The organism is Sphingomonas sp. LC-1 (assembly GCF_025371035.1).
In the GTDB taxonomy this organism is placed as follows: Bacteria; Pseudomonadota; Alphaproteobacteria; order Sphingomonadales; family Sphingomonadaceae; genus Sphingomonas; species Sphingomonas sanguinis_E.
Genome location: NZ_JANZXB010000003.1, coordinates 392,832 through 413,907 on the forward strand (window position 1 = coordinate 392,832; position 21,076 = coordinate 413,907).

Below are 21,076 nucleotides of genomic sequence, written 5' to 3' on the forward strand. Positions count from 1 at the left end.
AATGAGCGAAGTCGAAGTGCACGGGATTCGCTTCGCGGCGGGGGCGGGGCGTGGGCTTCGCCTTCGCTCAGCCTGAACGGACGTTGGGAACGTGGCCGGATATGAAAAAGGGCCGGTGGCGTTGCCGCCCCGGCCCTGTTTCATCGGATGGTCCGACCTTATTTCGAACGTTCGACCTGCTCGAAATCCAGTTCCACCGGGGTCGCGCGACCGAAGATCGACACCGACACCTTGACCTTGGATTTGTCGAAATCCAGTTCCTCGACCACGCCGTTGAAGCTGGCGAAGGGGCCTTCCAGCACCTTGACCGCATCGCCGATCTCGTAATCGACCTTGACCTTGTGCTTCGGGGCGGCGGCGGCCTCTTCCTTGGAATTCAGCATCCGCGTGGCTTCGCCCTCGCTGATCGCCTGCGGCTTGCCCATCGCGCCCAGGAAGCCGGTCACCTTCGGCGTGTTCTTGACGAGGTGATAGACCTGGTCGGTCATGTCCAGCTTGGCCAGCACGTAGCCGGGCATGAACTTGCGCTCGACCGCGATCTTCTTGCCGCGACGGGCCTCGGTCACGGTCTCGGTCGGCACCTCGATCTGGTCGACCAGATGGTCAAGGCCCAGACGGGTCGCCTCGGCCATGATCGAGTCGCGGACCTTGCCCTCGAAACCGGAATAAGCGTGGATGATGTACCAGCGCGCCATGGGAACCCTTTTACTTCGCGAGCGACAGCAGGGTGCGGACCAGCGTCTCGAAGAACGAGTCGACCGCCAGGAAGAAGATGGCCAGGATCGTGGTCATCACGACCACCATCACGCCGGTCATCACCGTCTCGCGCCGCGTCGGCCAGACGACCTTCTTGGTCTCGGTCTTGACCTGGTTGAAGAATTCGATGGGGGTCGTCTTCGCCACTCGTGCCGTTCCCGCACCTGCATTGAAATATTGTCAGCGAGGCATGGGTCCGCCGTCGCTGACCCAAGGGGCCTGCGACGAAAGGTCCGTCCGCGCTGTTCGGATGGGGGTGCGATGTAGCTGTGGCTCGGGGAAAAGGCAAGGGTTGGGGCGGGTGGGGGTTTATGGTTCGCACGAAGCCGCGAGGACGCGAAGGGTTTTGGTTCGCACGGAGACGCGGAGGCGCGGAGATTTGTTGTTCGCGCAGAGGCGCGGAGGACGCAGAGGGGGAAAGGACCTTTATCCTCCCTCCGTTCAGCCTGAGCGAAGTCGAAGGCTAAGGGAAGGCATCACCCCAAAGGCCTTCGATCCGCAGAGCGTTAGTGATCCCGATCCGTGGCGGACGTCATCCCGTGGCCTTCGACTGCGCTCGGGCTGAACGGATGGGAGCATTATTCCCCTCCGCGTCTCCGCGCCTCCGCGCGAACCAACCTTCTTCTTCGCGCCATTGCGGCTTTGCGTGAACGATCAACAGCAACGCCCGCCATTCTTGCCGCCATAGCGCGCCTGTTGCCGCTCGCGGAAGAACGTCACCTCGTCCATCGGCTCCCGGTCGGGATGCTTCGCCGCCATATGCGCCACATAGGCGTCATAGCTGGGCATCCCGACCATGGCGTTGCCGATCTCGCGCAGGCGGGCGAGCCAGCTCATTCGGCCGCCGCCATCTCGGGCGGGATTTCGCTGATGCTCGGCCGGTCGATCCGGCGCGCGATCAGGCATGTCCGCACTGCATAGACCAAGATCGCCAGCACCACGCCCAGGAAGATCGCGCACAGCCCCGCGTCGATCCGGTCGTTGAAGACGATCCGCCCCATCTCCGCCATGGTCTTGGCGGGCGGCAGTATCTTGCCTTCCGCCGCCGCACCGGAGAACTTGTCGGCATGCGCCAGGAAACCGACGCGCGGGTCGGCGGAGAAGATCTTCAACCACCCGGCGGTCAGCGTGCAGGCGAGCAGCCAGATGGTCGGGATCACGGTGATCCAGGCGTAGCGGTCCTTCTTCATGCGGAACAGCACGACGGTGGACAGCATCAGCGCCACGGCCGCCAGCATCTGGTTGGAGATGCCGAACAGCGGCCACAAGGTGTTCACCCCACCCAGCGGATCGGTCACGCCTTGATAGAGGAAGAAGCCCCAGGCCGCGACGCACAAAGCCGTCGCGATCAGGCCCGGCGCGACCTTGCTCGACCCCCGGAAGCTGGGGACGACGAGGCCGATCAGGTCCTGGAGCATGAATCGCCCGGCGCGGGTCCCTGCGTCGACGGCGGTCAGGATGAACAGCGCCTCGAACAATATGGCGAAGTGATACCAGAAGGCCTTCATCGCCTGTCCGCCGAACAGATGGCTGAAGATCTCCGCCATCGCCACCGCCAGCGTCGGCGCTCCCCCTGCGCGGGAGATGATTGTATGCTCGCCCACATCCTTGGCCACCTGCGTCAGCGTGTCGGCCGAGATCGGAAAGCCCATCGCGGTCACGGCGGCGGCGGCGCTGGCCGGGTCGGTGCCCAGCACGGCGGCAGGCGCGTTCATCGCGAAATAGACGCCCGGATCGAGAATCGAGGCGGCGACCAAGGCCATGATCGCCACCGCGCTTTCCATCAGCATCGCGCCGTACCCGATGAACGGCGCGTCCTTCTCGCTGGCGATCAGCTTGGGGGTGGTGCCGCTGGCGATCAGCGCGTGGAAGCCCGACACCGCGCCGCAGGCGATGGTGATGAACAGGAAGGGGAAGAGCGGCCCCGCCCAGACCGGCCCGCTGCCGTCGATGAACTGGGTCAGCGCGGGCATCTTCAGCGGCGGCGCCATGATGACGATGCCGATCGCCAGCGCCACGATCGCGCCGATCTTGAGGAAGGTCGACAGATAGTCGCGCGGTGCGAGCAGCAGCCACACCGGCAGCACCGAGGCGACCGCGCCATAGCCGATCAGCAGGAAGCAGAGCTGGACCGGCGTGAAGGTGAAGAGCGGCGCGAGGACGGCCGACTCGGCGATCGACTGGCCATAGACGATGGCGAGGATCAGGCCGATGAAGCCGATGATCGACACCTCGCCGATCTTCCCCGGCCGCACCCAGCGGGTATAGCCGCCCATAAGCATCGCCAGCGGCACGGTCGCCGCCACGGTGAACAGCCCCCAGGGGCTTTCCGCCAGCGCACGCACGACGATCAGCGCCAGCACGGCCAGGATGATGACCATGATCATGAAGGCGCCGAACAGCGCGATGGTACCCGCGACCGGCCCCATCTCCATGCGGATCAACTCGCCAAGCGACCGCCCGTCGCGCCGCATCGACAGGAACAGGACCAAGAAATCCTGCACTGCCCCCGCCAGCACGACGCCCGCGAGAATCCACAGCGTGCCCGGCAGATAGCCCATCTGCGCCGCCAGCACCGGCCCCACCAGCGGCCCCGCGCCCGCGATCGCCGCGAAGTGATGGCCGAACAGCACCGTCCGGTCGGTCGCGACATAGTCCAGGCCGTCGGCGCGGCGGATCGCCGGAGTGGGGCGGCTGGGGTCGATGCCGATCACCCGCGCGATGAACAGCGCATAATAACGATAGGCGATCAGATAGACCGAGACGGCGGCGGCCACGATCCACAAGGCGTTGATCGGTTCTCCGCGCACCGTCGCCACGACGCCCAAGGCGCCCGCTCCGACGATCGCCAGCGCAATCCAGGGGAGGTGTTTCGTCATGCCCCGTCCGGTCCTCTTGTTATGCTTTTATATCGATCTTCTACCCCCTGGGGGCGGGCGTGCCAGCCCCGAATATGCCGATCGGGATTTTTGCCGGGGCCGCCGGAATCGATTGCGGGCGTGCGCATCGACATGCCAAGCTGCACGCCATGGAACCGACGCGGCGGTGGATGATCGGTGGGCTAGCGATGAGCGCGCTGCTCGGTGCGTCTTGGCCGATGGGGAGTGGACAGATGACGGACGATCTTTCCCACCTCACGCCCGAACAGCGCACCCGCTATGAGGCGATGCACCAGCGGATGATGGCGGAGCTGACCTATGAGCGGATCACCGTGCCCGGCCGGAACGCGCTGGCGGAGTGGGAGCGGCTCATAGGCGCCGGACGAGGCTGGCCGGTGGTGATCGGCGGGGACGAGGATCTGGAGCGGATCGCCGAGCAGTTCTCGATCGATGACCCGGCCATGTCGGGCGGGCCCGCGAACCGCCCGCCTCCGCGCACGCCGGCCCAAATCGTCGCGGCGGCCGACGTTCTTCGTTTTCCGGCGGATTTCGACCGTTGGTCGATTGAGAATGGCGGGGAGGATTTGCGGGCCCCGGTCGGCGAATGGCCCAGGAACGTCGGGGACGGTCCCGAAGAGCCGGGATTGTTCGTGATCGAGGACGGGGCATCCGGCCAGGTTCGTGACCTGGTGCACATCATGATGCTGCCGACTTCGCACGCATGGGAAGCGCCCGCCTATCTGCGCTGGGGCAATTGGAATGCCTGTCCGCCATCGGAATATCATGTCGCGGCGCTGCACGACTGGAATCGGCGCTATGGTGCCGAACTGGTTGGGATCAACGGCGACACGATGAACATCCGGGTCAGGACCCGACCACGGGATCGGGTGGAGGCCCTGCGGCTGGCGCGCGAAATGTATGAATATTGCCCCGACGTCATCGAGCAGGGGGCGGGCACGCTGTCCAATCTCGCCGCCGGATTGATGACGACGAACTGGTGGTTCTTCTGGTGGGACTGATCGCGTAACGCGCCGCCGACGCTTTCCCCTGATGCGGGCCCATCATCGCGCCGTCGGGCGGGCTTGTCGAAACTTAACCCTTGCCCAGCCGCCCGGTCCGGGGTGAAAGGCGAACATGGCCAGTCCTTCCTCCTCTCCGCTCGTCGTCGGTATCGGCGGCACGATCGGCAGCGTCTCCTCGACCGAGCGCGCGCTTCGCATCGCGATGACGGCCGCCGCCGACGAGGGGTTCCGCACCCATGTCTTCGGCGGCGAGGATCTGGCGCGCCTGCCGCTCTACAATCCGCGCGCGGCCGAGCGAACCGCGGCGGAGCAGGTCTTTGTCGAGACGGTGCGCCAGGCCTCGGCGATCATCATCGCCAGCCCGGGCTATCATGGCAGCATCTCGGGGCTGGTGAAGAACGCGCTCGATCTTCTCGAAGAGACGGCGAAGGACGATAGACCCTATCTCGCGGATTTGCCGGTCGGGCTGATCGCCACCGCCTATGGCTGGCAGGCGACGGGATCGACCATCGCGGCGCTGCGCTCGATCGTCCATGCGCTGCGCGGCTGGCCGACGCCCTTCGCGGCGGCGGTGAATTCGCAGCAGACGCGGTTCGATGAGGATGGCCGGATCAACGATGCCTCGGTGGACGGGCAGTTGCGGTTGGTCGGCCAGCAGGTCGCCCGCTTCGCACCGCTGGCAGGGACGATTCGCGCGTCGAATTGAGGGGCGCTAGCCCACACAAATTTTGTTCGCGCAAAGCCGCAAAGATCCCGATTTCGCGCGGAGGCGCGGAGGACGCAGAGATCGATCGCGTGCGACCGCGCGCAATCCTTTCTTCGGTCATATTCATATGAGGAAGAAGGGCTGCGTCACCCGAAGCGTACGACATCTCCGCGTTCTCTGCGCCTCCGCGCGAACCCTCCTCTTTCTCCTCGCGCCTTCGCGGCTTCGCGCGAAATAAAAGCTTACCCCAGCCGTCCCGTCACCAGCGCGGTAATCTCGTCGGCAATCTCCCCCGGATCGCGCAAAGTCCCATGCGCCACGGTCGACACCGTCGTCCATTCGCCCAGCATCGCGCCGTCCGCCATCGCCACGTAATTGGCCCGCACCCGCGCCTGAAGCCCCAGATCGGCCTCATAGGCGTCATAGGTGTCGTCGGTGTAGCTCCGCTTGCGCTTGCGGGCGATCAGGTCGCGCGCCACGTCCAGCGGGGTGTCGAGATAGACCGACAGATGCGGCGCGGGGAGGCAGAACTGGACCGTTTCCAACCGCTCGATCCATTGCAGCAGCGCCTCGGCCCGCTCGGGGGGCACCTGCGCGGCCTGATAGGCCATGTTGGATGCGATATAGCGATCGAACACGATGACGTCATGGGCTTCCGCGAGTTCGATCAGATGCGGCCGCGATTCGAATCGGTCGAGCGCATAGAGGGTCGCCGCCGTCTCGGGCGCAGCGGCATGGGGCAGGCGCCCCGCCAGATATTCGCCCAGCGCCCAGCCGCCGATCGTCTCGGCATAGCGGGGGAAGGACAGCGCGGCCGCCGACAGCCCGGCGGCGTTCAGCCGCTCGGTGACGGCGGCGGTCGCCGTGGCTTTCCCAGCGCCGTCGGCACCCTCGATCGCGAGAAGAAAGGCCATCAGCCACGCAGCTTTTCATGGTGGCGGATCACCTCATCGATGATGAAGCGCAGGAATTTCTCGGAAAACTCCGGATCGAGCTGCGCATCGCTCGCCAATTGGCGAAGACGGGCGATCTGGGCGTCCTCTCGGCCGGGGTCGGCGGGGGGGAGTTCGTTCTCGGCCTTGTAGCGACCCACCGCCTGGGTAACCTTGAACCGCTCGGCCAGCATGAAGACCAGCGCGGCGTCGATATTGTCGATCGACTGGCGATAACCGGTCAGCACGGTGTCGGACATGGTTGGCATATCTCCCTCTGGCATGCGCGCGGCACATGAATTCGCGCTGGCCCTTTCGCGCTTAGGCTTGCGTTCGGCAAGCGTTGTCGCCAGAGGCTCTTACCTGCCCATGACCGTAACCGCCACCCGCCTCGCCAAGCCCGCGCCCTCGCTGGACCCGATGATCCGGCTGGTGGCGGACGACATGAACGCCGTGAACCAGGTCATCATCGACCGGATGCGGTCGGAGATTCCGCTGATCCCGCAACTGGCCGGCCACCTGATCTCGGGCGGCGGCAAGCGGATGCGCCCGATGCTGACGCTCGCGAGCGCGCAGCTGCTGGGGTATCAGGGGAGCAGCCACCATGTGCTGGCCGCGGCGGTGGAGTTCATCCACACCGCGACGCTGCTGCACGACGACGTGGTGGACGGCTCCGACCTGCGGCGCGGGCGGCGGACGGCCAACATCATCTGGGGCAATCCGGCGAGCGTGCTGGTCGGCGACTTCCTGTTCAGCCGCTCCTTCCAGTTGATGGTCGATGCGGGCAGCCTGAAGGTGCTGAACATCCTGTCGGGCGCCTCGGCGGTGATCGCCGAGGGCGAGGTGAACCAGCTGACCGCGGTGCGGCAGGTGGGCCTGCCCGAAGAGCGTTACCTCTCGATCATCGACGCCAAGACCGCCGCGCTGTTCGCCGCCGCCTGCCGCATCGCGGCGGTCGTCGCCGAGCGGCCTGAGGCGGAGGAGCTGGCGCTGGAGGCCTATGGCCGCAACCTGGGCATCGCGTTCCAGCTGATCGACGATGCGATCGATTATGTCTCCGACGCCGGAACCATGGGCAAGGATGCGGGCGATGATTTCCGCGAGGGCAAGATGACCCTGCCGGTGATCCTGGCCTATGCGCGCGCGAATGACGAGGAACGCCAGTTCTGGAAGGACGCGGTCGAGGGACGGCGCACCTCAGACGAGGACTTCGCCCATGCCATCGCGCTGGTCCGCAAGAGCCGTGCGGTCGACGACACGATGGCGCGCGCGCGCCATTATGGCGGGCTGGCGATCGAGGCGATCAAGGGCTTTGCCGATAGCCCCGCCAAGGCGGCGATGATCGAAGCGGTCGAGTTCGCGGTCGCGCGGGCGTATTGAGGTCGTTCCCCGGCGAAGGCCGGGGCCCAGTTGCGGTGGATTATCGAAGGCGCGAGGCGGTTTGCCTCCCCCGCGTTGCGTGGCGCGCCTCTGGCTTGGTGGAGCCTGGGCCCCGGCCTTCGCCGGGAACGGCTTTGCGGATAAGGCATCCCCCCGTTCAGCCTGAGCGTGGTCGAAGGCCAAGGGAAAGCCTGTCCACTGGGCAAATGCCCAGGCATGGGCTTCGACTTCGCTCAGCCTGAACGGGGGTGGGGAATTGGGGCGAGGTCCTTCACCCCGCCCGGCAAACCCCCTATCGCAAGCCGATGACCTTACCCGTCACCGCCGTCCTGCCCGACCTGCTGACCGCGCTCGCGGCCGCTCCCAACGCCGTCCTCGTCGCGCCGCCGGGCGCGGGCAAGACCACCGCCGTCGCGCCCGCTCTCCTCGACCAGCCCTGGTGCACCGGGGAGGTCCTGCTCCTTTCCCCCCGCCGCCTTGCCGCCCGCGCCGCCGCCGAACGCATGGCCGCGCTGGCCGGGGAGCCGGTCGGCCGCACCTTCGGCTATGCCACCCGCATGGATACTAGGGTCAGCGCCGCGACCCGCGTGACCGTGGTGACCGAGGGCATCTTCGTCGCGCGCATTCAGGCCGATCCCGAGTTGGCGGGCGTCTCGGCGGTGCTGTTCGACGAGGTGCACGAACGCAGCCTCGACGGCGATTTCGGCCTCGCGCTGGCGCTGGATGCGCAAGCGGGCCTGCGTCCCGACCTGCGGCTGGTCGCGATGTCCGCGACGCTCGACGGTCGCCGCTTCTCCAGCCTGATGGGCGACGCGCCCGTCATCGAGAGTGAAGGACGAAGCCATCCGCTGACGCTTCGCCATCTCGGCCGGGCGGCGGAGGCGCGGATCGAGGATTCGGTCGCCGCCGCCATCCGCCGCGCGCTGGCCGATGAGGCGGAGGGCGACATCCTGGCCTTCCTGCCCGGCACCGCCGAGATCGCGCGCACCGCCGAGCGGCTGGCGAGCCTGCCCGCCGGAATCGCGGTCCATGAACTCCACGGCTCGCTGGACCCGGCGGCGCAGCGCGCGGCGATCCGGCGCGATCCAGAGGGGCGGCGGCGCATCGTCCTCGCCACCTCGATCGCGGAGACCAGCCTGACGCTCGACGGGGTGCGGATCGTGGTCGATTCGGGGCTGGCGCGCCGCCCGCGCTACGACCGCGCGGCGGGGATGACCCGGCTGGTCACCGAGCGCGCCAGCCAGGCCGCCGTCACCCAGCGTGCGGGCCGCGCCGCGCGCCAGTCGCCCGGCGTCGCCTATCGCCTGTGGGAGGAGGCCGCCACGGCGGGGCTGCCGCGCTTCGATCCGCCCGAAATATTGGAGGCGGACCTGTCGGCGCTGCTGCTCGGCACCGCGCTCTGGGGGGTGGGTGATCCACGCGCACTCCCCTGGCTCGACCCGCCGCCCGAGGCGGCCGTCGCCGAGGCGCGTGCGCGGCTGACCGTGCTGGAGGCGCTGGACGACACCGGCCGCCCGACCGCGCACGGCAAGGCGATCGCGAAACTGCCGATGCCGCCGCGTCTGGCGCATATGCTGATTCGTAGCGGGGAGCGGGGCCTGGCCGCCACCGCCGCCGAGGTCGCGGTGCTGCTGGGCGAGCGTGGCATCGGGGGGCAGGATGTCGATGTCGAACAACGCCTGCGACGCTGGCGGACCGAGCGCGGTCCCAAGGCGGAGGCGGCGCGCCAGATGGCGAAACGCTGGACCAGCCTGGCCCCCAGGCCGGTCGAGCGCGAGGCGTGGGACCATCCGGCGGGCGTCTGCCTGGCGCTGGCCTATCCCGACCGGGTCGCGCGGCGGCGCGACGCGACCGGCGAAAATTGGGCGAGCGTCGGGGGCAGGGGCTTCCGGCTCGACCCCGCCTCGGGGCTGGCGAGTTCGGAATGGCTGGCGGTCGGCGAGACTCAAGGCGCGGCCTCGGGCGCGCGCATCCTGTCCGCCGCGCCGCTCGACCTCGCCACCGTCGAGGCGCTGTTCGCCGATCGGATCGAGACGCGGCGCACCGTCACCTTCAACCCCGTGACCGGCGGCGTCGAGGCGTTGCGCGAACGGCGGCTGGGCGGGCTGCGCCTGTCGAGCGGACCCGATTCGGGCGCTTCCCCCGAGGCGATCGCGGAGGCGCTGGTCGAGGGGGTGCGGACGCATGGCCTGTCGCTGTTGCCATGGAGCGACGGGGCGGGGGCCTATCGCGCGCGGGCGACCTATGCCGGGGTGGCGCTGGACGATGCGACCCTGATCGCGCGGCTGGACGACTGGCTGCCCGCGCTGGTGGCGGGCAAGAGGCGGCTGGATGCGATCGCCCCCGGCGCGCTGACCGAGGCGATCCGCAACCTGATCGACTGGAACGACCAACGGCGAATCGATTCGATGGCGCCGGCCCAGTTCACCAGCCCGGCGGGCAGCAGCCATGTGATTGATTATGCGGCGGAAGGTGGCCCCAGGGTGGAGCTGCGCGTCCAGGCGCTGTTCGGCCTGGCCGAGCATCCGGTGATCGGCACCGAGCGGGTGCCGCTGGTCCTCAGCCTGACCTCGCCAGCCGGTCGCCCGATCCAGACGACGCGCGACCTGCCCGGTTTCTGGGCGGGAAGCTGGAGCGCGGTGGCCAAGGAAATGCGCGGCCGCTACCCCCGCCATCCCTGGCCCGACGACCCCGCCGCGGCCTCCGCGACGCTGCGCACGAAAAAGGCGGATGCAAGAGCCGCCGGTTCGCGATAAGGGACGTGGATTATGGCCACTGCTCGCATCTTCCAGCGCCCCAAGAACGCGATGCAATCCGGCAAGTACCGGACCGATCGCTGGCAACTCGAATTCGAATCCACCGAGGCGAAAAAGCCCGATCCCCTGACCGGCTGGGCCGGCAGCGGCGATACGCGGGAGCAGGTTCGCCTGACCTTCGCGACGCTGGAAGAGGCGATCGCCTATTGCCAGCGCGAGGGGCTCGACCATCATGTCGTGCCGACGCCGCAAAAGACGCTCAAGCTGCAAAGCTACGCCGACAATTTTCGTTGAGGTTCGAGCGCTCCGGTCAAGGCCGGGGCGCTTTTCTTTCGCGCGTAGCGCTTGAGAAGGTTGGCTCGCGCGGAGACGCGGAGGTGTCGCGCCCGGCGGCATCGGGATCGCATCACAACCGATCCATTGGAGCGGCGTGTCGCCTCCGCGAGCAATCCCTCTCTGCGCCCTCCGCGCCTCTGCGCGAACAAAGTTTCCTGGCGCCTTCCCGTCCGTTGCGGCGTGTCGCGATGAGTTTTCGCGAAGCCGCGATGACGCGAAGATTGTCGGAATGGGTTCGCGCAGAGGCGCAGAGAGCGCGGAGGTGACGTGTCCGGCGGCATCGGATGCGCACCACAAACAGCTGGTTGAAGAGATATTTCGCTGTCGCGAATACGACATCCCCGCGTCTCCGCGTCTCCGCGCGAACCAACCTTCTTCTCTTCGCGCCTTCGCGGCTTCGCGTGAAATCAAAAGCCCAGGATGCCGCCCCCCAGCAGCAAGAGCAGCTTGGCATCCATCACCACGCCCGCCGCACGTCGTTCGGCCATGAAGGCCTGAACCTCCGACAGCTTCACCCGGTGCACGCTAATCTGCTCATCCGAATCGCCGCCGCCCTCGCCGACCCTCACCAAGCCGGTCGCGCGGACTAGGGTGAAGCGTTCCGACGTCATGCCGGGCGAGGAGCAGAATTCGCCCAGCGGCTCGATCCGCGAAGGGCGATAGCCAGTTTCCTCTTCTAACTCGCGCGCCGCGCCGTCCAGTACGGCCTCGCCCGCGGTCTCGTCACCGATCAGCCCGGCGGGCATTTCCAGGCACGGCGCGCCCAGGGGGACGCGGAATTGTTCGACCAGCAGGATATGGTCGCCGTCGATCGCGAGGATGACGGCGGCGCGGATGTCGCGGGGGCGGTCGGCATATTCCCATGTGCCGCGCTTGCGCAGCGCCAGGAACCGTCCCTCGGCCATGGTTTCGAGGGGGGCGTCCATACGGGGATCGGTCATAGCGAAATGGGTCTGTCCGGCAATTCGTTGGTATCGGCCGCCGTCTTGGGGAAATGCTCGGCGAGCACAAGCCCGATCCGCTCGACCGCCGCGTTCAACCCCTCACCGACGCGGCCCTTCGCGACATGGGGCAGCATCACCGCCATGGCGCGGCCCCAGGTTTCCGGTCCGACCTTGCCGGTCAGGCCGGAGTCGGCGACGATCTCCGCCATATGCTCGTCCTCGGAAAGATAGAGCAGCACGCCGTAGCGGCTGTCGGTCCGCCGCTCGGCCGAGACGCGGAAGAGCAGGACGGCGCGCGCGCGGACGCGGGCATGGCGGACGCTTTTGGGGACCAGCGCGATCCGGCGCTTCACCGGCCCCAGCGCCGCGACGACGACCGCGAAAATCACGATCTGCGCGATCATCAGCACGCCCAGGACCAGATCCTCGCCCGCTTCGCTCCATCCGTCATGCACCAGCGCGAGCAGCTTCAGGCCCAGGCCCGGAAACAGCGCGGCGAACAGCGGCACCAGCAGCATCGCGGCGGCAGCGAACCACAGCGCCACGTCGCGATAGTCGTCCGATCGGGGGGCGACAATGGTCACGATCTCGGCATCGGTCGCGGCCTCGGCGCGCGCCACGGCGGCGGTGACCAGATCGCTATCGGCTTCGCTCAACATCTCACCAATCCCCCGAAGCGCCGCCGCCGCCGAAATCCCCGCCGCCGCCGCCGGTAAAGCCACCGCCGAACCACGATCCGTCGCTGCCGCCGCCCGACGATCCACCCGAACTCCAGCCGCCGCCCGATCCGCCACCGCTGCCCCAGCCGGGCCCCCAGAGAATGATCGGCCAGCCGCCTCCACCGCGTCGCCCGCCACCGCCGCGATCGTCATCGTCGTCATCGTGGAAACGCTGGCCCTGCTTGCGGCGCAGGATGGACAGCAGGACGAAGCCGCCGATGAAGATGACCAGGACGATCAGGATCAGAAAACCGTTGGAATCGCCGCCGCCGCGCCGGTGTTGCCGGTCAAATTGCTTCGCCGCCTCGGCCACCTTGGCCTGGGCTTCCTCGGGCGAGGCGCGGAGCTGCGCGATCACCGCGTCCGCGCCGGCATTCAGCGCGCCCGATATATCGCTCGACTCACGCAGGCGCGGGATCATCAGGGTGCGGATCATCTGGGACGACCAGGCGTCGGTCAGGATCGGCTCCAGCCCGCGTCCGACCTCCAGCCGGGGGCCGCGCTGGCCCTTGCCCTCATTGGGCGCGACGAACAGGATCGCGCCATTATCCGCATCCTTCAGGCCGACACCCCAGGCCCGACCCAGCCGATAGCCATAATCCTCGATCGGATAACCCTGAAGATCGGGGATGGTTGCGACCACCAGCTGGCGGCCGGTATCCTTTTGCAGCGCTTCCAGCTTCTGTTCGAGCTGCGCCTTGGTGGCGGGGTCGATCTTGTTCGCCGCATCGACGACCAGGCCGTCGAACTTGGGAAAGCTCTGCGCCATCACGGGGACGGCGCAGAGGATCAGCCAGAGCCCGAGGACCGGGCGAAGCAACCGGGTGAACCGGGTCATGAGTGCGTGATCAGCTGCCGAAATTCACCTTGGGCGCATTCTCGGCCCCCGGCGTCGTCGCCTGATAGGGGGTGATCGGCTTGGCGCCGTAGAAGACCTTCGCCCCGATCGCGTCGGGGAAGGTGCGGATGCGGGTGTTATATTCCTGAACCGCGCCGTTATAGTCGCGGATCGCGATGTTGATGCGGTTCTCGGTCCCCTCGAGCTGGCTCATGAAGGTCTGGAAATTGTCCTGGCTCTTCAGGTTCGGATAGGCCTCGACATTGGCGAGCAGCCGGCCGAGCGAACCGCTGAGCTGGCCCTGGGCCGCCGCGAACTGCTGCATCTTGGCGGGGTCCGACAGGTCGTCGGCGCTGACCTGGACCGAGGTCGCCTTGGCGCGGGCGTTGACCACATCGGTCAGGATCGCCTTTTCGGACGCGGCGGCGCCCTTCACCGTCGCCTCCAGATTGGGGATCAGGTTGGCGCGGCGCTGATAGGCGGCCTGGACGTCGGCCCATTTCGCCTTCGCATTTTCCTCTGCCGTGGGCACGCTGTTCATGCCGCAGCCGGACAGGGCGACGGCCATCACGACCGGGGTCAGGGCAAGAACGGGACGACGCATTCGAATATTCCTCCGTCAACTGTCTCGGTCATATAAGACGCGCGTGTCTCTTGGCGAAGGGCAAAAGCGACGATAGCGTAAACTTCATCGAACAGAGGGAGTTGGCGATGCTCAAGGAATTTCGTGCCTTCATCGCGCGAGGCAATGTGCTGGACCTGGCCGTGGCCGTCATCATCGGCGCGGCATTCAGCAAGATCGTGACCTCGCTGACCGATGACGTGCTGATGCCGATCATCGGCAAGGTCTTTGGCGGGCTGGATTTCTCCAGCTATTTCCTGCGCATGGGCCCGATTCCGGCCAATTATACCGGCTCGCTGAGCGACTATGCCGCGCTGAAGAAGGCGGGGGTGCCGCTGCTGGGTTACGGCGCGTTCGTGACTCAGGCGGTCAATTTCGTCATCGTCGCCTTCATCATCTTCCTGCTGGTCCGCACGGTGAATCGCGCGACGGCGCTCTTCGAGAAGGAAAAGGCACAGGCCGCCGCAGAGCCCAAGGCGGAGCCGACCGACATCGCGCTGCTTCGTGAAATTCGCGACGAACTGCGCGCACGGCGTTCCTGAGCGTTCAAATCAGAAGATTGGTGTTCCCCGGCGAAGGCCGGGGCCCAGTTGCCATCAAGGCTGTGGGACGTGACAACCTTGCGTGGGAGGCGAACTTGTCCCGCTGCCGCCACTTCATTCCAGCTGGACCCCGGCCTTCGCCGGGGTGGCGCGGGGTTGGGTGAGGTGAAGACGTTTACGCCGCCGCCAGCTTCTTGGCGGTCGCATCCGCGAGGCTGGTGCCGTCGAGAATCCGCGCCGTCTCGTCCCGCACCCGCATCATCGCGTGGCGAATGGCGCAGTCCGCCTCGCTCTTGCAGTCGTTGCAAGGACGATATGCGGTGCGGCTGACACAGGGGACCAGCGCGAGCGGTCCCTCGATCGTGCGGATGATGTCGCCCAGCGAGATCAAGTGGGCGGGCCGTGCCAGACGGTATCCGCCCATCTTGCCCCGCTGGCTGTCGAGCAACTGCGCGCCCTTCAGATCGGCGAGGATCAGTTCCAGGAATTTGCGCGGCACATTCGCCTCGGTCGCGATGCGCGTCATCGAGGTCGGCGGACCGGCGGGCGGCATTTCCGCCAGGAACAGCATCGCGCGGAGCGCATAACGGGACCGCTGGGTCAACATGGGTCCCCCATGGACCTAAAATGCGGCGAGCGAAAGGCATTTGCGTAATCTTGTTCGGCTTCCTATATCGCTCCTTGCCGGGTTTCACCCGGCTATGACGATAAACTGCGGCGAGTAATAGACGCAGCGGACCCGGGGGCAGTACCCGGCGGCTCCACCATAAAAGGTGGTGTATCTGGACACCGTTTCTGACGGGGCCGAACCAGGATCGACGTGTGTTGAAAAGCGCTGTTTTCGTTCGGAATGGGACCACCGCAACGGCCCATACACACAAGTGCCAACGATAACGAAGCACTCGCGATTGCGGCGTAATTGAGGGCCTCACGGCCTGAAGTTACTCCAAAATAGCGCGGTTGGACCGAACCGGGCAACAGAATCGGATTCCAGCGGTACGGGGAGCACCGGGCAACAGAAGCTCCCCACTTTCCTGAGATTTTGTGATGTTTGGGGTGCCTTGACGGCCGTTCGTACGGAGCGAAGTCGAAGGGCACGGGCGACGCTCGCGGCGAGGCGATGGGGCGTGGCCTTCGACTTCGCTCAGGCTGAACGGCGGTGAGTGAGTGTGCTCCTCAATCTTCTTCGACCCCGGCGAAGGCCGGGGCCCAGGCTTCACTAGGCCGGTGGCGCACTATTCGGTGCGGGGGAGGCAAGCTTCGACCCCGATTGTCCATCGCAACTGGACCCCGGCCTCCGCCGGGGTGGAAGACGGGAGCGGGTTACCCCTCCCGCGCCAGTGCTTTCAACTTGTACAGCGCATCCAGCGCCTCGCGCGGCGACAGGCTGTCGACATCCAGCTTCTCCACCTCGGCCCGGATCGCGTCGCACTGTTCCTCCTCGGCCTGCGCGGCGGCGGCGAAGAGGGGGAGGTCGTCCAGCCCCGCCGCCAGCCCGCCGGTCTTGGCCCGGCCCGCCTCCAGCTTGGCGAGCACTGCCTTCGCACGCGCGACCGTCATCGGCGGCATGCCCGCAAGGCGTGCGACGGCCAGGCCATAGGAGCGATCCGCCGGGCCTTCGGACACCTCGTGCAGCAGGACCAGCTCGCCCTTCCACTCGCGCGCGCGGACATGGTGGAGCGACAGCGCCTCGCAGCGTTCCGCCAGCCGGGTCAGTTCGTGATAATGGGTCGCGAACAGGCAGCGGCAGCGATTATCCTCGTGGATCGCCTCGACCACCGCCCAGGCGATGGCGAGGCCGTCATAGGTGGAGGTGCCGCGCCCCACTTCGTCCAGGATGACGAAGCTGCGCGGGGTCGCCTGTGCCAGGATCGCGGCGGTCTCGACCATCTCGACCATGAAGGTGGAGCGCCCGCGCGCGAGATTGTCCGACGCGCCGACCCGGCTGAACAGCCGGTCGACCAGCCCGATCTTCGCCTGGGTGGCCGGGACATAGGAGCCGGCCTGCGCCAACACCGCGATCAATGCGTTTTGGCGCAGGAAGGTCGACTTGCCGCCCATGTTCGGGCCGGTGACCAGCCAGAGCCGCGAAGCCTCCGACAGCGAACAGTCATTGGCGACGAACCGCTCGCCCGAGCGCGCCACCGCCGCCTCGACCACCGGATGGCGGCCGCCCGTCACCTCGAAACAGCTATGGTCGACCAACTCGGGCCGCACCCAGCCGCCCTCGACCGCGCGTTCGGCCAGGCCGCTCGCCACGTCGAGCCGGGCGAGCGCGTCCGCCGTCGCGGCGATGGCTTCGCGCGAGGCCAGCGCGGCGGCGGTCAGTTCCTCCAGATGCGCGGCCTCGGCGGCGAGCGCATGGGCACCGGCCTGTGCGACCTTGCTGGCGACCTCGTGCAGCTCGGGCGTGTTGAAGCGAACCACGCCCGCCAGCGTCTGGCGATGAGTGAAGCCCGAGTCCGGCTTCATCAGCGCATCGGCCGAGCGTGCGGGCACTTCGACATGATAGCCGAGCACGCCGTTGTGGCGGATCTTGAGCGCGGTGATGCCGGTCTTCTGGCGGAACTCCGCCTCCAGCGCGGCGATGGCGCGGCGGCCGCCTGCGCCCGCGTCGCGCAGATCGTCGAGCGCGACGTCATAGCCCGCCGCGATATAGCCGCCCTCGCTTGCCTCGATCGGCGGGGAGGGGACCAGCGCGCGGCGCAGCAGGTCGATCAATTCGCCATGCCCGCGCAGGCGGGGCGTCGTCTCGCGCAACAGGGGAGGACCGTCGTTCAACTGTTCGGACAATGCCCAGGCCCCGTCGAGCCCGTCGCGCAACTGCCCCAGATCGCGGGGAGAGCCGCGCCCCGCTGCGATGCGCCCGATCGCCCGGCCGATATCGGGCAGCGCCCGCAGCGCCGCGCAAAGCCGCTCGCGAAGCGCGGTATCGTCATGGAAATGCTGCACGAGGTCGAGCCGGGCCTCGATCGCGTCGCGGTCCATCAACGGCGCGCCGATATCACCGGCCAGCGCGCGCGCGCCTGCGCCCGTCACCGTCCGGTCCACCGCGTCGAGCAACGAGCCCTTGCGCTGGCCGTTCGCGGTCTGGGTCAGCTCCAGGCTCTCGCGCGTCGCCGCATCGATCGCCATGGCTCCAGCCGCCTGCATCAATACCGGTGGGCGCAGGAAGGGCAGGGCGCCCTTGGCCGTATGGTCGAGATAGGCGACCAGACCGCCCGTTGCCGCCAGTCCGGCTCGGCTGAACTGTCCGAACCCGTCCAGTGTCGCGACGCCGTAGAGCCGCTTGAGCCGATCCTCGCCTTGACCGCTGTCGAAGGTCATGGACGGGCGCAGGCTCGTCGCGGCATCAGCGTGTGCGGCATTTTCGGCGGCGACGACTTCGGCGGCGGACAGGCGCGCGAGTTCGGCCCCCAGCGCATCCGCCTTCACGTCGATCACCACGAACCGCCCGGTCGAGATGTCGGCGGCGGCCAGCGCCACCGCGCCGCCCGCCTCGCCGATCGCGACGCACCAATTGTCGCACTTGGCGTCGAGCAGCGCTTCCTCGGTCAGCGTGCCTGCGGTCACAACGCGCACGATGCCGCGCGCGACCAGCGCCTTGGACCCGCCGCGCGCCTTGGCCTCGGCGGGCGTCTCGGTCTGCTCGGCGATGGCGACGCGGTGACCCGCCTTGATCAGCCGTTGCAGATAGGCGGTCGCGGCATGGACCGGCACGCCGCACATCGGGATCTTCTCACCCCCATGCTCCCCGCGCGAGGTCAGCGCGATGTCGAGCACGCCCGAGGCGATCCGCGCATCGTCGAAGAACAGCTCGAAAAAATCGCCCATGCGATAGAAGAGCAGGCAATCCTCGGCCTCGGCCTTCAGCGTCAGATATTGCGCCATCATCGGGGTCGGGGTGGTCATCGAGGCGTCTGTTCCAGAATCAAAACGGCAGGATCGAGAGGGCCAGGCCGATCGCGGCGACCCGAACTGGTGGAATGGATGTCGGGCTATAGCGGGGCGGCCAAGGGCTGGCGAGGGGCCCCCGGGCCTGGCCGGTATTTCCTGTCGTCGATGGTGCAGTGCGGCATTGCAAGCACCTGCAACAGCTTAACTTCTAGCTTCGGCAAACCCGATGGCTTCGGCTGCAAAAGTGGCACGTGACAGGGTTGTCAGCCGTGTCCGAAAGCTTCAAGAGCCGTAACGTCATCACTATTCACAGCATCGAAGGCCGCGCGCATGACCGACGAACCCACCGATCAGTTCTCCGAGCGCGAGGCCCTGCTGTTCCATTCCGAGGGACGGCCCGGCAAGATCGAGATCATCGCGTCCAAGCCGATGGCGACGCAGCGCGACCTGGCGCTGGCCTATTCGCCTGGCGTCGCGGTTCCGGTTCAGGCGATCGCCGACGATCCCGCCACCGCCTATGACTATACGGCCAAGGGCAATCTGGTCGCCGTCATCTCGAACGGCACCGCGATCCTGGGGCTGGGCAATCTGGGCGCGCTCGCTTCCAAGCCGGTGATGGAGGGCAAGGCGGTGCTCTTCAAGCGCTTCGCCGATGTCGACTCGATCGATATCGAGCTGAAGACCGAGGATGTCGACCGGATCATCGACGCGATCGAGCTGATGGAGCCGAGCTTCGGCGGCATCAACCTGGAAGACATCAAGGCCCCCGAATGCTTCATCATCGAGCAGACGCTGCGCGAGCGGATGAACATCCCGGTCTTCCATGACGACCAGCACGGCACCGCGATCATCTGCGCGGCGGGTCTCATCAACGCCTGTCTGCTGACCAAGCGGCGGCTGGACGAGATCAAGGTCGTCGTCAACGGCGCGGGCGCAGCGGCGATCGCCTGTACCGAGCTGATGAAGGCGATGGGCGTGCGCCACGACAATGTCATCATGTGCGACCGCACCGGCGTCATCTATCAGGGCCGCGACGACATCAACCAATGGCAGTCGGCGCACGCCGCCGTCACCGACCGCCGCACCCTGACCGAAGCGCTGCACGGCGCCGACGTGTTCTTAGGGCTTTCGGCGGCGGGCGCGCTCAAGCCCGAAATGGTCAAGGACATGGCGCCCTCGCCGATCATCTTCGCGATGGCGAACCCGGAACCGGAAATCCGCCCCGAACTCGCCAAGGCGGCGCGCCCCGACGCGATCGTCGCGACCGGGCGGTCGGACTATCCGAACCAGGTCAACAACGTCATCGGCTTCCCCTTCATCTTCCGCGGTGCGCTCGACGTGCGCGCGACCGGCATCAATGACGAGATGAAGATCGCCGCCGCCAACGCGATCGCCGAACTGGCGCGGCAGCGGGTGCCGGAGGAAGTGGCGCTGGCCTATGGCACGCAGCACAGCTTCGGCCCCGAATATATCATCCCCGCGCCGTTCGATCCGCGCCTGATGGAGCTGGTCCCCTCGGCAGTGGCGAAGGCGGCGATGGATTCGGGCGTGGCGACGCGGCCGATCCTCGACATGGACGCCTATCGCCAGAAGCTGCGTGCGCGTCTCAACCCGACCACCTCGGTCCTGACGCTGGCCTATGAGGGCGCCAAGGCGCACCCGAAGCGTGTGCTGTTCGCCGAGGGTGAGGAAGAGGTGGTGCTGCGCGCCGCCATCGCCTTCAAGGAGGGTGGCTATGGCATTCCGGTGCTGGTCGGGCGCGACGACGTTTATGACCGTCTGGCCGCGCTGGGCGTCACCAACCCCAAGGAATATGAAGTCCATAACAGCCGCACCTCGGAGATGGTGCCGCAGATGGTCGACTTCCTCTATGAGCGGCTCCAGCGGCGCGGTTACCTGAAGCGCGATGCCGAGCGGCTGATCAACCAGGACCGCAACATCTTCGGTTCGGTCATGCTGCAACTGGGAATGGCGGATGCGATGATCACCGGCATCACCCGCACCTATGCGCAGAGCTTCCGCGAGATTCGCCGGGTCATCGATCCGGTCGACGGCAAGGTGCCGTTCGGCATCCACCTGCTCGTCGGGCAGAGCCACACCGTCTTCATCGCCGACACCACGGTCAACGAACGCCCCTCCGCCGAGGAACTGGCCGACATCGCCGAGCGCACCGCGGCGGTGGCGCGCCGCATGGGGCATGAGCCGCGCGTGGCCTTCCTGTCCTATTCGACCTTCGGCAATCCCGAGGGCCAGTGGATCGACAATATCCGCGACGGCGTGGCGGTGCTCGACAAGCGGCAGGTCGGTTTCGAATATGAAGGCGACATGGCCCCCGACGTCGCGCTGAACCCCAAGCAGATGGCGAACTTCCCCTTCTCGCGCCTGTCGGGTCCGGCGAACGTCCTCATCATGCCGGGTCTCCAGTCGGCCAATATCTCGGCCAAGCTGCTGCGCGAACTCGGCGGCGACAGCATGATCGGCCCGATGCTGATCGGTATGGAAAAGCCGGTGCAGATCGCGCCGATGACTTCGACCGCCGGTGACCTGGTCACGCTGGCGGTGCTGGCGGCGGGCGGCATCGCGCGCTGATCCTCGGCATTTAGGATAGCAAAAGGGGGGCTGGACGGCATAGGCTGTCCGGCCCCCTTTTTTTCCTCCCCTGCAAGGGGAGGTGGCAGGGCGAAGCCCTGACGGAGGGGTGTCCCACTGTGCGAGGTTCCGCCATCCTCGCGAGTGGTGACACCCCT

General features: G+C 67.1%; 19 protein-coding genes and 1 other RNA gene. 8 read left to right on the plus strand and 12 right to left on the minus strand.

Annotated features, from left to right (window positions below; genetic code table 11):
* Positions 1-158: 158 nt before the first annotated feature.
* From nusG to NZL82_RS06740, 4 genes are all read right to left on the minus strand, one after another.
* The gene (nusG, locus tag NZL82_RS06725; RefSeq protein ID WP_261268998.1) at positions 159-695 is read right to left on the minus strand and encodes a transcription termination/antitermination protein NusG; all 537 of its coding nucleotides are present in this window, start codon (positions 693-695) and stop codon (positions 159-161) included.
* 10 nt (positions 696-705) lie between these two features.
* Positions 706-903 carry a preprotein translocase subunit SecE gene (gene secE, locus NZL82_RS06730; protein WP_007407051.1) on the minus strand — a complete coding sequence of 66 codons (198 nt, stop codon included), beginning with the start codon at positions 901-903 and terminating at the stop codon, positions 706-708.
* 507 nt (positions 904-1,410) lie between these two features.
* A complete protein-coding gene (locus tag NZL82_RS06735; RefSeq protein ID WP_261268999.1) occupies positions 1,411-1,593 on the minus strand; it encodes a YbdD/YjiX family protein in 183 nt (60 codons plus the stop codon).
* The gene (locus tag NZL82_RS06740) at positions 1,590-3,635 is read right to left on the minus strand and encodes a carbon starvation CstA family protein (protein ID WP_261269000.1); all 2,046 of its coding nucleotides are present in this window, start codon (positions 3,633-3,635) and stop codon (positions 1,590-1,592) included. The genes NZL82_RS06735 and NZL82_RS06740 overlap by 4 nt, the downstream gene beginning before the upstream one ends.
* Before the next feature lie 74 nt (positions 3,636-3,709).
* On the opposite strand from NZL82_RS06740, the gene NZL82_RS06745 reads away from it, so the two are divergent.
* Positions 3,710-4,654, plus strand: a complete 945-nt coding sequence (locus NZL82_RS06745) for a DUF4253 domain-containing protein (RefSeq protein WP_261269001.1) — start codon at positions 3,710-3,712, stop codon at positions 4,652-4,654.
* A 115-nt stretch (positions 4,655-4,769) separates the two neighbouring features.
* Entirely contained in the window at positions 4,770-5,363 is a 594-nt protein-coding gene (locus NZL82_RS06750; protein ID WP_261269002.1) for an NADPH-dependent FMN reductase, read from the plus strand.
* 242 nt (positions 5,364-5,605) lie between these two features.
* Here NZL82_RS06750 and NZL82_RS06755 read toward each other — a convergent pair whose 3' ends face one another.
* Both NZL82_RS06755 and NZL82_RS06760 read right to left on the minus strand, forming a co-directional pair.
* Positions 5,606-6,277 carry a thymidylate kinase gene (locus NZL82_RS06755; protein WP_261269003.1) on the minus strand — a complete coding sequence of 224 codons (672 nt, stop codon included), beginning with the start codon at positions 6,275-6,277 and terminating at the stop codon, positions 5,606-5,608.
* Positions 6,277-6,555 carry a chorismate mutase gene (locus tag NZL82_RS06760; RefSeq protein ID WP_261269004.1) on the minus strand — a complete coding sequence of 93 codons (279 nt, stop codon included), beginning with the start codon at positions 6,553-6,555 and terminating at the stop codon, positions 6,277-6,279. The genes NZL82_RS06755 and NZL82_RS06760 overlap by 1 nt, the downstream gene beginning before the upstream one ends.
* Before the next feature lie 109 nt (positions 6,556-6,664).
* Between NZL82_RS06760 and NZL82_RS06765 the strand changes: the two genes are divergently transcribed.
* The 3 genes from NZL82_RS06765 (at position 6,665) to NZL82_RS06775 (ending at position 10,725) form a co-directional block, all read left to right on the plus strand.
* Positions 6,665-7,675, plus strand: a complete 1,011-nt coding sequence (locus NZL82_RS06765) for a polyprenyl synthetase family protein (protein WP_261269005.1) — start codon at positions 6,665-6,667, stop codon at positions 7,673-7,675.
* Between the two features lie 305 nt (positions 7,676-7,980).
* Positions 7,981-10,431, plus strand: coding sequence for an ATP-dependent helicase HrpB (hrpB, locus tag NZL82_RS06770; RefSeq protein ID WP_261269006.1), 2,451 nt, complete (start codon positions 7,981-7,983; stop codon positions 10,429-10,431).
* 12 nt (positions 10,432-10,443) lie between these two features.
* A complete protein-coding gene (locus NZL82_RS06775; RefSeq protein WP_261269007.1) occupies positions 10,444-10,725 on the plus strand; it encodes an ETC complex I subunit in 282 nt (93 codons plus the stop codon).
* A gap of 449 nt (positions 10,726-11,174) precedes the next feature.
* Here the strand turns inward: NZL82_RS06775 and NZL82_RS06780 are convergent, their stop codons facing one another.
* From NZL82_RS06780 to NZL82_RS06795, 4 genes are read right to left on the minus strand one after another with little or no spacing between them, the layout of a single operon-like run.
* Positions 11,175-11,708, minus strand: a complete 534-nt coding sequence (locus tag NZL82_RS06780) for an NUDIX hydrolase (RefSeq protein WP_405051348.1) — start codon at positions 11,706-11,708, stop codon at positions 11,175-11,177.
* Positions 11,705-12,433, minus strand: coding sequence for a TPM domain-containing protein (locus tag NZL82_RS06785; RefSeq protein ID WP_261269009.1), 729 nt, complete (start codon positions 12,431-12,433; stop codon positions 11,705-11,707). The genes NZL82_RS06780 and NZL82_RS06785 overlap by 4 nt, the downstream gene beginning before the upstream one ends.
* Positions 12,372-13,268, minus strand: a complete 897-nt coding sequence (locus NZL82_RS06790) for a YgcG family protein (protein ID WP_261269010.1) — start codon at positions 13,266-13,268, stop codon at positions 12,372-12,374. The genes NZL82_RS06785 and NZL82_RS06790 overlap by 62 nt, the downstream gene beginning before the upstream one ends.
* A 10-nt stretch (positions 13,269-13,278) precedes the next feature.
* Positions 13,279-13,872 carry a LemA family protein gene (locus NZL82_RS06795; protein WP_261269011.1) on the minus strand — a complete coding sequence of 198 codons (594 nt, stop codon included), beginning with the start codon at positions 13,870-13,872 and terminating at the stop codon, positions 13,279-13,281.
* Positions 13,873-13,979: 107 nt separating this feature from the next.
* Here NZL82_RS06795 and mscL point away from each other — a divergent pair, with 107 nt between their 5' ends.
* Positions 13,980-14,432 carry a large conductance mechanosensitive channel protein MscL gene (gene mscL, locus NZL82_RS06800; RefSeq protein WP_261269012.1) on the plus strand — a complete coding sequence of 151 codons (453 nt, stop codon included), beginning with the start codon at positions 13,980-13,982 and terminating at the stop codon, positions 14,430-14,432.
* Positions 14,433-14,607: 175 nt separating this feature from the next.
* Here the strand turns inward: mscL and NZL82_RS06805 are convergent, their stop codons facing one another.
* Positions 14,608-15,039: an Rrf2 family transcriptional regulator gene (locus NZL82_RS06805; RefSeq protein WP_261269013.1), complete on the minus strand. Its 432-nt coding sequence runs from the start codon at positions 15,037-15,039 to the stop codon at positions 14,608-14,610.
* Positions 15,040-15,075: 36 nt separating this feature from the next.
* On the opposite strand from NZL82_RS06805, the gene ssrA reads away from it, so the two are divergent.
* Positions 15,076-15,463: a transfer-messenger RNA gene (gene ssrA / locus NZL82_RS06810) on the plus strand.
* 292 nt (positions 15,464-15,755) lie between these two features.
* Here ssrA and mutS read toward each other — a convergent pair.
* Complete coding sequence (mutS, locus tag NZL82_RS06815) at positions 15,756-18,326, minus strand: DNA mismatch repair protein MutS (protein ID WP_261269054.1); 2,571 nt, start codon at positions 18,324-18,326, stop codon at positions 15,756-15,758.
* A gap of 333 nt (positions 18,327-18,659) precedes the next feature.
* Between mutS and NZL82_RS06820 the strand changes: the two genes are divergently transcribed.
* Positions 18,660-20,918, plus strand: a complete 2,259-nt coding sequence (locus NZL82_RS06820; protein WP_261269014.1) for an NADP-dependent malic enzyme — start codon at positions 18,660-18,662, stop codon at positions 20,916-20,918.
* The last annotated feature ends 158 nt before the right edge of the window (positions 20,919-21,076 follow it).

What these genes read in the sequence shown, in the direction of transcription:
- NZL82_RS06740 (WP_261269000.1), bottom strand. Translation starts at nt 3,635, where the DNA reads ATGACGAAACACCTCCCCTGGATTGCGCTGGCGATCGTCGGAGCGGGC.
- NZL82_RS06755 (WP_261269003.1), bottom strand. Translation starts at nt 6,277, where the DNA reads ATGGCCTTTCTTCTCGCGATCGAGGGTGCCGACGGCGCTGGGAAAGCC.
- mscL (WP_261269012.1), top strand. Translation starts at nt 13,980, where the DNA reads ATGCTCAAGGAATTTCGTGCCTTCATCGCGCGAGGCAATGTGCTGGAC.
- NZL82_RS06780 (WP_405051348.1), bottom strand. Translation starts at nt 11,708, where the DNA reads ATGACCGATCCCCGTATGGACGCCCCCCTCGAAACCATGGCCGAGGGA.
- NZL82_RS06795 (WP_261269011.1), bottom strand. Translation starts at nt 13,872, where the DNA reads ATGCGTCGTCCCGTTCTTGCCCTGACCCCGGTCGTGATGGCCGTCGCC.
- nusG (WP_261268998.1), bottom strand. Translation starts at nt 695, where the DNA reads ATGGCGCGCTGGTACATCATCCACGCTTATTCCGGTTTCGAGGGCAAG.
- NZL82_RS06790 (WP_261269010.1), bottom strand. Translation starts at nt 13,268, where the DNA reads ATGACCCGGTTCACCCGGTTGCTTCGCCCGGTCCTCGGGCTCTGGCTG.
- NZL82_RS06760 (WP_261269004.1), bottom strand. Translation starts at nt 6,555, where the DNA reads ATGTCCGACACCGTGCTGACCGGTTATCGCCAGTCGATCGACAATATC.
- NZL82_RS06745 (WP_261269001.1), top strand. Translation starts at nt 3,710, where the DNA reads ATGCCGATCGGGATTTTTGCCGGGGCCGCCGGAATCGATTGCGGGCGT.
- NZL82_RS06735 (WP_261268999.1), bottom strand. Translation starts at nt 1,593, where the DNA reads ATGAGCTGGCTCGCCCGCCTGCGCGAGATCGGCAACGCCATGGTCGGG.
- NZL82_RS06775 (WP_261269007.1), top strand. Translation starts at nt 10,444, where the DNA reads ATGGCCACTGCTCGCATCTTCCAGCGCCCCAAGAACGCGATGCAATCC.
- NZL82_RS06765 (WP_261269005.1), top strand. Translation starts at nt 6,665, where the DNA reads ATGACCGTAACCGCCACCCGCCTCGCCAAGCCCGCGCCCTCGCTGGAC.
- mutS (WP_261269054.1), bottom strand. Translation starts at nt 18,326, where the DNA reads ATGATGGCGCAATATCTGACGCTGAAGGCCGAGGCCGAGGATTGCCTG.
- hrpB (WP_261269006.1), top strand. Translation starts at nt 7,981, where the DNA reads ATGACCTTACCCGTCACCGCCGTCCTGCCCGACCTGCTGACCGCGCTC.
- NZL82_RS06750 (WP_261269002.1), top strand. Translation starts at nt 4,770, where the DNA reads ATGGCCAGTCCTTCCTCCTCTCCGCTCGTCGTCGGTATCGGCGGCACG.
- NZL82_RS06805 (WP_261269013.1), bottom strand. Translation starts at nt 15,039, where the DNA reads ATGTTGACCCAGCGGTCCCGTTATGCGCTCCGCGCGATGCTGTTCCTG.
- NZL82_RS06820 (WP_261269014.1), top strand. Translation starts at nt 18,660, where the DNA reads ATGACCGACGAACCCACCGATCAGTTCTCCGAGCGCGAGGCCCTGCTG.